Origin of the sequence: Flavobacterium sp., assembly GCF_039930565.1 — a bacterium.
In the GTDB taxonomy this organism is placed as follows: Bacteria; Bacteroidota; Bacteroidia; order Flavobacteriales; family Flavobacteriaceae; genus Flavobacterium.
Window position 1 is genome coordinate 1 of the sequence record NZ_JBDTTP010000102.1, and the last position, 11,204, is coordinate 11,204.

The 11,204-nt window shown below is 35.8% G+C and carries 8 protein-coding genes; 5 read left to right on the plus strand and 3 right to left on the minus strand.

From position 1 onward, the window contains the following. The 5 genes from ABI657_RS17715 to ABI657_RS17735 all read left to right on the plus strand — a co-directional run. On the plus strand, window positions 1–2,078 hold a 2,078-nt coding region (locus ABI657_RS17715; RefSeq protein WP_348098600.1), incomplete at its 5' end, for a prolyl oligopeptidase family serine peptidase. Window positions 2,079–2,199: 121 nt separating this feature from the next. Beyond that, window positions 2,200–3,639: a nucleoside recognition domain-containing protein gene (locus ABI657_RS17720; RefSeq protein WP_348098601.1), complete on the plus strand. Its 1,440-nt coding sequence runs from the start codon at window positions 2,200–2,202 to the stop codon at window positions 3,637–3,639. 199 nt (window positions 3,640–3,838) lie between these two features. Beyond that, the gene (locus tag ABI657_RS17725) at window positions 3,839–4,108 is read left to right on the plus strand and encodes a transposase (protein ID WP_348098602.1); all 270 of its coding nucleotides are present in this window, start codon (window positions 3,839–3,841) and stop codon (window positions 4,106–4,108) included. 253 nt (window positions 4,109–4,361) lie between these two features. After that, window positions 4,362–5,099, plus strand: coding sequence for a hypothetical protein (locus tag ABI657_RS17730; protein WP_348098603.1), 738 nt, complete (start codon window positions 4,362–4,364; stop codon window positions 5,097–5,099). A 69-nt stretch (window positions 5,100–5,168) separates the two neighbouring features. Continuing rightward, entirely contained in the window at window positions 5,169–6,773 is a 1,605-nt protein-coding gene (locus tag ABI657_RS17735; RefSeq protein WP_348098604.1) for a fumarate hydratase, read from the plus strand. Window positions 6,774–6,856: 83 nt separating this feature from the next. Here the strand turns inward: ABI657_RS17735 and ABI657_RS17740 are convergent, their stop codons facing one another. From ABI657_RS17740 to ABI657_RS17750, 3 genes are all read right to left on the minus strand, one after another. Beyond that, window positions 6,857–9,637 carry a M4 family metallopeptidase gene (locus tag ABI657_RS17740; RefSeq protein WP_348098605.1) on the minus strand — a complete coding sequence of 927 codons (2,781 nt, stop codon included), beginning with the start codon at window positions 9,635–9,637 and terminating at the stop codon, window positions 6,857–6,859. Between the two features lie 331 nt (window positions 9,638–9,968). Continuing rightward, window positions 9,969–10,625, minus strand: coding sequence for a CoA transferase subunit B (locus ABI657_RS17745; RefSeq protein WP_348098606.1), 657 nt, complete (start codon window positions 10,623–10,625; stop codon window positions 9,969–9,971). 108 nt (window positions 10,626–10,733) lie between these two features. Beyond that, window positions 10,734–11,204, minus strand: a 471-nt coding sequence (locus ABI657_RS17750; RefSeq protein ID WP_348098607.1) for a 3-oxoacid CoA-transferase subunit A, incomplete at its 5' end; no start/stop codon positions are given.

Consider the following 11,204-nt stretch of genomic DNA (forward strand, 5'->3'; position numbering starts at 1 on the left):
TAATAATGAAAAAATCAATAATTGCATTTTTATTTCTCTTTACTAACATCTACAATATGACAGCTCAGGATGATCCTTATTTATGGTTAGAAGAAGTTGACGGAAAAAAAGCATTGGATTTTGTTGAAAAAGAAAACAAAGCCACATTAGAAGTTCTTACTAATCAAAGTGAATATCAAGATATATTCACTAAAAGTTTGGCTGTATTAAACGATACAGATAAGATTGCTTATCCGGGAATTTATGGAAATTATATTTATAATTTTTGGCAAGATAACGAGCATATCAGAGGGATTTGGCGCAGAACAACAAAGAAAAGTTACTATACTAAAAAACCTGTCTGGGAAACACTTTTAGACATTGATGCTTTGAGCAAACAAGATAATATTAAATGGGTTTATAAAGGAGCACAAGGTTTATACCCAAAATATGACCGCTTTTTAGTAAGTCTTTCAAATGGTGGTGGTGATGCTGTTGAAGTAAAAGAATTCGATGCAGTTACCAAAAAATTTATTCCAAATGGATTTTCACTTCCTGAATCTAAAAATAGCGTTAGTTACTTTGATGTAAATACCTTAATTGTCGGAACCGATTTTGGAGAAGGAAGTATGACCTCTTCCGGTTATCCAAGAGTTGTTAAGTTATGGAAAAGAGGAACTAAATTATCTGAAGCAAAAACAATATTTGAAGGTGACGTTACCGATGTTTCAGATAATGGATACTTAATTCGAGATGGTGAAAAGAGTTATCTCTTTATTGGAAAAGCAGAAACATTTTACTCTTCAAAATCTTTTGTAATGCTTAACGATAAATTGGTAAAACTGGATATTCCTGATGATGCTAATTTTAGTGCGATATTAAATAATCAGGCAATAATCAATTTAAAATCAGATTGGACTGTTAATGGTACAACCTATAAACAAGGTTCTGCTATCAGCGTCAATTTTACTTCTTTACTAAAAGGTGAAAAAGACTTGCAGCTTGTTTATGAACCGGATGCTTACAGCAGTATTGCAGAAATTTCAAGCACCAAAAACTTTTTGTTACTGAATATTTTAAACAATGTAAAAAGTGAGCTTTATTCCTATTCTTTCACAGATGGAAAATGGAACAGAACTACAATTAATGCTCCAGAATTTGGAACAATTGAAATCGCAGCAACAGACGAATTCAGTGACGATTATTATTTTAATTATCAAAATTTCCTCACTCCTACTTCTTTATTTAGTGCTAATGCAAAAAACAATAAGGTTCAAAAAGTAAAATCACTTTCGGCATATTTTGATGGCAGCAAGTACAAAGTGGAACAATTTAAAATGAAATCGAAAGACGGAGAAATGATTCCATATTTTTTGGTTGCGGCAAAAGATATTAAATACGACGGAAATAACCCAACCTTACTTAACGCTTATGGTGGATTTGAAGTTTCAGAACAACCCTTTTATTCTGGCGTTATCGGACAAGCCTGGTTAGATAAAGGAGGTGTTTTTGTATTAGCAAACATTAGAGGTGGTGGAGAATTTGGACCAAAATGGCATCAGGCAGGACTGAAAGAAAAAAGGCAAAATATCTACAATGATTTTCATGGAATTGCCGAAGATTTAATTGCAAAAAAAATTACATCCTCTCATCATTTAGGTATTATAGGAGGCAGTAATGGCGGATTGCTTATGGGGGTTGCATTTACTCAGCGTCCTGATTTATACAATGCTGTTGTATGTCAGGTTCCGCTATTAGATATGAAACGTTATAACAAATTATTGGCCGGAGCAAGCTGGATGGGAGAATATGGAGATCCTGACACCAGTGATTGGGATTTTATTAAAAAATATTCACCTTATCAAAACGTAAATAAAGACACCAAATACCCGGAAGTGTTTTTTATGACTTCAACAAAAGATGACCGTGTCCATCCTGGTCATGCCAGAAAAATGGCTGCTAAAATGATTGAAATGGGTAATAAAATCTACTATTACGAAAATACTGAAGGCGGACATGGCGGTTCTTCAACAAACGAGCAAAGAGCTAAGTTTTATGCTTTATATTATTCCTATTTATGGAAAAAATTAAAAGTATAAGTACACATTAACGAATAGAAAAACATTGACCGCAGATTGGCAGATTATTTAATTTATAATCTACGAATCTGCGGTTTATTATTTTCTTTAAAAATAATTACATTTACAAAAAATTAATATTATGGTATTAAGTAGATTTTGGTTAGTCATTTTTATTTCTTCGATTGTTTTTATTGTCGTCAGTTTATTTACTGCCAACACTTACACTATTGATTCTGTAATAAATGGCAAGAAAGACGATCCTATTTTAATATCTGAAAAATACATCGATGAACTTCCTGTTTTCATCAGGGATAGTATTAAAAAAACAGAAGGTCAAACAATGATTATCAATCGTGATACGCTGAATTCTGATACAACTTATGTTTACAAAAGCAAAACCGTTAAAATTTACAGTGGTGTTCAAAAATCTGATGGTTTATTGCCAACCTGTAAAAGTACTTTAGTCGATTTAATTCTGCCCCTTATTGCCTATTTGGCTTTTTTCTGTGGATTAATGGAACTTTTAATCATTTCGGGAGCCTCCGGAAAATTAGCAAAAGTATTAAGTCCGGTATTTGTTAAAGTATTCCCGAGTATTCCTAAAAACCATCCTTCGATATCGTATATGACTTTGAACTTTGCCGCCAATTTCCTGGGATTAGATTCTGCTGCGACTCCATTTGGACTGAAAGCCATGGAAAGTTTACAGGAAATAAATCCCGACAAAGACAAAGCCAGTGATGCCCAGATTATGTTTATGTGTCTTCATGCGTCTGGTCTAACCTTAATTGCTACTTCTATTATTGGCTATCGTGCCGCTGCTAATGCAACTAATCCTGCCGATGTGATGCTGCCTTGCATCATTACCTCTTTTATTGGTACTATTGCCGCTTTCTTAATTGTGGGAATCAAGCAAAAAATCAATTTTAAAAGTGCCTCGCTTTTAATTGTCTTAATGGGACTAATTGCTGGTATTGTTGGATTGCTGATGTATGTAAATCATTTGGATATTATTGGAAAAAATTACTTTACTTCGAACCTTTCCGGACTGATATTGATTGCAATTATTGCCTTTACCTTAATTTTTGCTTTTAAAAACGAACAGAAATTTATCGATGCGAATACTACACCTTTCGACACTTTTGTTGTCGGTGCAAACAACGGCGTTAAAACCGGTGTTACTATTTTTCCTTATGTTTTGGGAATGTTGGTTGCTATTTCCTTATTCAGAAACAGTGGTTTATTCGAGATTATAAGTAACGGAATTGCGTTTGTTTTCTCCAATATGGGCGTGAGCAAGGAAATCACAAATGCTTTACCGGTAGCGATGCTTCGTCCGTTCAGTTCTGCAGGATCCCGTGGATTTTTGATTGATTCGATGAATACTTTCGGAGCAGATTCCTTAACGGCAAGACTGAGCAGTATTTTCCAATGCAGTGCCGAAAGTACTTTTTATGTAATTGCGGTTTACTTTGGCTCAGTTAACATCAAAAATACCCGTTATGCATTAGGCACGATGCTTTTGGTAGATCTGATTTGTGTGATTACTGCAATTTTTGTGGCTACCTGGTTTTTTTAATTTTTGATTAAACTGGATTAAAATCCAACCCTACAATATCGGTCGAGCCAATGGCTCTTTTATATAAACGGATTCTGATAACTGGATTGAAATCCAGCCCTACAATATGGGGCGAGCCGGATGACTCTTTTTATACATTTTGAAAATTCCGTAGGAATGGATTATTTTGTAGCAATGGATTTCAATCCGTTGAATAATATTGATTCACCTTCTTCTGAGTTCCGTAGTAACGGTTGATATTACAAAGACTATTAAATGGCAAACACTCTATCATCAAATCTATATACAATTTGTCTTTGCTGTGAAATATCGTGAAGCTATAATTGATAAACAATGGAAATCAAAATTACATGGTGTAATTGGAAACTTAATTAACGAAACTGGCTGCAAAACCATTATTGTAAATGGTGTCGAAGATCATGTTCATTGTCTGGTGGGACTGAACCAATCATTTCTATTTCGGAATTGATGAAGGCCGTAAAAACAAAATCATCAAAATATATTAATGATCATAATTTAACCCATTCAAAATTTGAAAGGCAAGAAGGTTATGGCGCATTTTCTTAGGGACAATCACAAATTGATGCAGTTTATAAATATATTGCTAATCAAGAAGAACATCATAAAAAAACAAACCTTTAAAGAAGAATATTTACAATTTTTAGAGAAATTCAAAGTACAATTTGAAGAAAAATACATCTTCGAAAATTTAATATAATGCTATGAAACTACAATATCTTTTCATCTTATTAATTCTTGCGGGCTGCCAAAAAGAACAAAAAATAGCTCAGACTTCAGGTTTTGATGCTATTGAAGCTCCTAAACAAGTTAAAGCCAATACAAAAGAAGTTGAAGAAAGTGTTTTGCGGACAGATACAATTCTGTTTTCGGAAGATAAAAAAGCGGCCATTACTCATATTCTCGTACATCTTACTGAACAAAAAGCAGATAATGACAGCATCATCACCTCTAAATTCAGGCTTGATTTTTATCAGAATAAAAACAAAATAGCGTCTTCAAAAATAATTATCTCAGGATATCAAAAAGGTTCTGAATGGAGCGGATCCTATGGTTTGAATGATGCATCTGAAAATTCATCATTTCTAAAAATTGATTTCGGATATCCGGCCTGTGGTTATGTTTTTGATAATTATTTATATTATGTAGAAAACAATGATTTACAGCTCGTTCATCAATGGCAATCGATGTCAGACAGCGGTTGGGGGAACTGGACAGAATTTATGACTGATAATTCTAAAGATCCTAAAATTTTCTATTGTAAAACTGTTTCATTTGAACCTGGAGATGATGATTCTGAAGATTCGGGAATTTTAAAATACTCTGACTCTGTTTCATTTTCATTAAAAGGCAATCAATGGGGGAAAAAAATACTTTCGGCAAAAGACAAACCTTATTTTGAAAAAAAGATGCGTTTTGATGAATTTCATAACCAACAATAAACTTAGAAACGCCTATAATTCAAATTCTTTCTTAGGTAAATAATTTTTAACTTTGCCAAAAACAAATAAATGATTGATTTTATATACCAGGATCCTTACCCTATTTTAAAGGATGAAACGCAATACCGCAAAATTACCTCAGATTTTGTAAAAGTGGAACAATTTGGAGAACGTGAAATTTTAACCGTTGATCCAAAAGGCTTGGAATTATTGGCTGAAGAAGCTTTAACCGATGTTTCGTTCATGTTGAGAACGTCACATTTACAAAAATTAAGGAAAATTCTGGATGATCCTGAAGCAACAGACAATGATCGTTTTGTGGCTTATAATTTACTTCAGAATGCTTCGGTTGCTGCCGAAGGTCAATTACCAAGCTGCCAGGATACCGGAACGGCAATCGTAATGGCAAAAAAAGGCGAAAGCATCTATACAGGTGTCGATGATGCTGAATGGTTAAGCAGAGGAATTTTCAACACTTACCAAAAACGTAATTTACGTTATTCACAGATTGTTCCGATTTCGATGTTTGAAGAGAAAAATTCGGGTTCGAATCTTCCGGCGCAAATTGATATTTATGCTAAAAAAGGAACATCCTATGAGTTTTTATTTATGGCAAAAGGCGGTGGATCTGCTAATAAAACCTACTTATACCAACAAACAAAATCACTACTGAACGAAAAATCAATGGATGCTTTTGTTCGTGCGAAAATAAAAGATTTAGGAACTTCGGCTTGTCCGCCTTATCACCTGGCTTTGGTCATTGGAGGAACTTCTGCGGAAGCGAACCTAAGTGCTGTTAAAAAAGCATCGGCCGGATATTATGATAATTTGCCAACTACCGGAAATATGTCGGGTCAGGCATTTCGTGATATCGAGTGGGAACAAAAAGTTCAGCAAATTTGCCAGGAAAGTGCCATTGGCGCTCAGTTTGGAGGTAAATATTTTACCCATGATGTTCGTGTAATCCGTTTGCCCCGTCATGCGGCTTCCTGTCCCGTTGGATTGGGTGTTTCCTGTTCTGCCGACAGAAATATCAAAGGAAAAATTACAAAAGACGGAATCTTCGTTGAGCAGCTAGAAGTGAATCCGAAACAGTTTTTACCGGAAACAGCTCCGCATTTAGAAGCTCCGGTTGAAATCGATTTGAATATGCCAATGGCGGATATGCTGGCAAAACTAACTCAATATCCAATCAAAACCCGCTTAAAACTAAACGGAACCGTGATTGTAGCCCGTGATATTGCACACGCCAAAATCATGGAAATGCTGGAAGCAGGAAAACCAATGCCGGAATACTTTAAAAATCACCCTGTTTATTATGCAGGACCTGCGAAAACTCCGGAGGGAATGGCTTCAGGAAGTTTTGGACCAACTACAGCAGGACGCATGGACGTTTATGTGGATGAATTCCAGAAACATGGCGGAAGTATGATCATGCTGGCTAAAGGAAACCGTACCAAACAAGTTACAGATGCCTGCAACAAATATGGCGGATTCTATTTGGGTTCTATCGGAGGTCCGGCGGCTATTTTGGCGCAAGACAATATTTTAAAAGTAGAAGTGGTTGATTTTGAAGAATTAGGAATGGAAGCGGTTCGAAAAATTACTGTAAAAGATTTCCCTGCTTTTATTATTACGGATGATAAAGGAAATGATTTCTTTGAGAATTTATAGTTTTTAAGCTTAAGGGCTTTGAAATATTTTTAAATGATAAAAACCGCCCATAAGGCGGTTTTATATTGTATATTAAACTGAAATTATTTCTTTATAAACTTTTTCGCCACTCTTCTTTGACCGCTATTCAATTCGATAATATAGATTCCGGTATTTAATTTACTTACATCAATTGGACTTTCAGATAATTGACCTGAACTTACCTGCTGACCTAATGCATTTGTAATTTTAAAACTAGAACCCTTTTGCTCAAATGATGAAATATTCAATTCCTTTTCAACCGGATTTGGATATAACGTTATTTCAGAATTTGAGTTATCTGTATCAGCAATCAATTCATTAACAACTACTGTTCCTGCAGCAGTAATGTTTATTGAATAATCTTCTACTTGTCCATAAGAGAAAGACTCGCACGCAGTTGGAATTCCATTATATTTCATAGAAATTCTTACTGTTGTCGTTCCTAAAGTTGCCGTTGCAGGAATAGTGATCGATCCTGTAACCGGAGTAGCTGTTGAAGCTGTTTTTGTCCAGACTGTTTCGCCTGAATCAGCAAAATCACCATCTTTATTATAATCAATAAACACAGCATAGCCTTCACTATATACTGAAGAAGCCCATGTCGGAGTAATCGTAATAGTATAAGCAGTTCCTCTGCTTGCATTAGTAGAAACTGATGTGAAATTTTCATAACCAGTTGTTGCGGTAGAAGTATTGCTAATAGTACCAAAAACAACTTTCCCAATTCTTTCCTCCGTTGCGCTATTTCCTTTTGAAGTACAATAGGTTAGTGTACCCGCAAGTGTAGTAACATTTACTGTACTGCTTGATGAGGAAACATTTCCTGCGGCATCTTTTGCTTTTACAGAAAACGTATAAGCGGTTGAAGCAGTTAATCCTGTAACAGTATAAGTTGTAGTTGTAGACGAACCTTTTAAAGTTGTTCCTTGGTAAATATCATATCCGGTAACGGTAACATTATCTGTTGAAGCTGTCCAGGAAAGAGTAGTTGTTGTTCCTGTAGTTCCTGAAGCTGCTAACGCAGTCGGCACTGATGGTGCTGTTGTATCACTCGATCCTCCGGTATAAGCTGCTCCAACACCTACTGCGTAAAAAGCATTAGTTGTTGCAATAACTTCAGCAGAACCTGCTCCGTATAAGTCAATAGCTGACTGTATTCCTGAAGTTCTGGCATTTGCATAAGTTGAATTGGCTGTTAAATAAACGCTTTCCAGACGATAAGCAATTTTAGCCGCTTTGTCTATTGTTATTCCGGCAACATTATACGCATTTCCAAGGTCATTTGTACCTGATTTACCTGTAGACAGGATATAAAACCAGTGATTTAATACGCCTGAGTTTGTATGAACCCCACAATAATCATTGTTTCTTGTTGGCGTACAGTTTGCGTTTACCCAATAGGTTCCGCCATAAGTATCGGGCTGTCCTTCAGAGTTCGGATCACTCATAGAACGTAAAGCTAAATGATTTGATCTTTTTTCAATGTCTTCACCAATTAACCAGGTAGATTTTGTAGGCGCTGCACGATATTCGATACAAGCTCCCCAGATATCAGAAAAAGCTTCGTTCATCGCTCCCGATTCTTTTTGATATGCCAGATTTGCAGTATACGTACAAATAGCATGACCTATTTCATGTCCGGCAACATCCATTGCTGTCAGGATATCAAATACTCCTGTTCCGCTTCCGTCGCCATAAGTCATAACACTCCCGTTCCAGAAAGCATTGTTATTGTCAGGATATCCGGCTGCAATTAAATTATAGTGTACATAACTTTTAATTTTAGCGCCGCCATTATCATAACTGTTTCTGCCATGTACAGCCGACCAATAATCGTATGTCATTTCGGCTCCCCAATGTGCATCAAGTGCCCCATTGTCTTTATTTGTGTTGTTATATTCAGCAGCAGTCCAGTTATTGTCACCATCTGTAAAATTTGTTGTTGGATATGTTGCTGTTTTCGCAGAATTGTAGGTCTGAATTCCATTTCCGCGCGTTCCGTCTAGCAAAATATAAGAAGATCCGCTTAATGTTGTCTGAATTGTTTGAGTTCCGCTGTAACGGGTTGCTGCGTTTGCTGCTACAATAGTCGTTTTTAAATTAACATTCTCTTTTTTAGATGCTGCATCCACAGCTTTTGAATTTCCATGGCTAAACTCTCCAAGATGTTTTATAGTTGCATTATAAAACAATACTTCTCCCGTTGTGGCATCTATATACAAATCACCGCGGCTTAGTGGGTATGTCGCATAAATATCAAATTTATATGCTAAATTAACCTTATCAGTAGTTCTTTCTGTTCCCTGAGTTTCCATATCAGGCAAAAAAACCAACTCTCCTTCAGGCTTCTCATAGCCCATTGCCTTAGCATCTTCAGGAGAATCCCAAAGATATTTTTTGGCACCTGTATGCATAACGGCTTTGTTAAAAGCCTCCTGTGCTGAAATTTTTGGCTTTACGGCTGCATTTTTTATATTGTAAAATTCGCCATTCATTGAAGCAAGTTTACCGTTTTTTGAATGTAATGTATAATTTGCAAATTCTACTTTAATACCTTGTTCATACAATTGAAATTTTTCATGAGTAAAACCTTCACGGTCAGTTTCTGTTTTAATTTTCGCAAAAGACTGATTGTCTTTTAAACCTAATTGTTCCTTAAAAACGGCATTAAAATCAGAATCTTTGTAGGTTGACTGAGCACTAAAAGTGATTAAACTTGGAAGTCCGTTTTCAGATAAATTTTTCTGACTTATGCGTTTGTCTGTTACCTGCGAAAATGCAGTTAAAGAAAATGTGAGCACAACAATTGACGTAGTGACAATTTTTGGTAATTTTTTTTCCATAAATAAAAGGGGTTTAAATTGATAATGGATTAAAATATCCCATGTAGGGAAATACTTTAAATTTTAGTAAAAGTATTTCAATTTTGTTATTTAATCGATAAAATTTACCTTTAATCGATTAAATACAACACTTTTTATTTTAAATACGCTTTTATTTAACAGTTATTAAGAATTTTACAAAAATGATAAGAATTATAGAATGTTTGAATTACAAAATACTTTATAATAGTATTTTTATAACTGTTTTATAATAAAAATGCTGATTTTTAAATATATCCCACAAAAAAAGCCGGCTCATTAAGCCAGCTTTGATAATTACATAAAAAAGAAATTATTTGATATCCATTTCCGGGATTTCCCCTTCAATAATTAAATCAGCTTCCGTTGAAGCAATTATATGTTCCACAGAAACACCTGGAGCACGTTCTAAGAGCTTAAAACCTTTTTCAGTCACTTCTAGAACTGCCAACTCTGTAACGACCTTTTTAACGCAGCCAACGCCGGTTAATGGTAAAGTACATTTTTTCAGGATTTTTGATTCTCCCGCTTTGTTGACGTGCATCATGGCTACGATGATATTTTCGGCGGAAGCCACCAAATCCATAGCGCCACCCATTCCTTTTACCATTTTGCCGGGAATTTTCCAGTTGGCGATATCGCCATTTTCAGAAACTTCCATCGCACCTAAAATCGTCAAATCTACTTTTTGGCTTCGAATCATCCCGAAACTAAAAGCGGAGTCAAAGAAACTCGCTCCGGGAAGCGTAGTTATCGTTTGTTTTCCGGCATTGATGATATCGGCATCTTCTTCTCCGGCAAAAGGAAAAGGTCCCATGCCCAAAACACCGTTCTCGCTCTGAAATTCAACTGAAATATCTTCCCGAACATAATTCGCAACCAAAGTCGGAATTCCGATACCCAGATTCACAAAATACCTGTCTTTTACTTCTTTCGCAATTCGTTTTGCAATATCTTCTTTTGTTAACATAAAATCAATGTGTCAATTTTTTTTAATGTGCCAATCAGATAATTTGATAATGCACTGCTGAACGTAAGCAATATAATTATCTAATTGACAAATTATTTCATTATCTAATTAGGCTTTCTGTCTTACTGTTCGCTGTTCAATACGTTTTTCAAACTTCTCCCCTTGAAAAATACGCTGTACCATTATTCCTGGAATATGAATCTGATTGGGATCTAAAGTCCCAACCGGAACTAATTCTTCCACCTCAGCAATCGTTATTTTTGCGGCTCCGGCCATACAGGCATTGAAGTTTCTGGCGGTTCCCCTAAATATAAGATTCCCGGCTTCATCACCTTTCCACGCCTTTACAATCGCAAACTCAGCTTTGAACGCTTCTTCCATAATATGCATTTTACCATTGAATTCACGGACTTCTTTCCCTTCGGCGACTTCGGTTCCGTAACCTGCGGGTGTAAAGAAAGCTGGGATTCCGGCTTGTGCTGCCCTGCAACGTTCGGCCAGAGTTCCTTGTGGCGTCAATTCAACTTCTAATTCTCCGGAAAGCATCTGGCGTTCAAACTCTGCGTTTTCACCAACGTA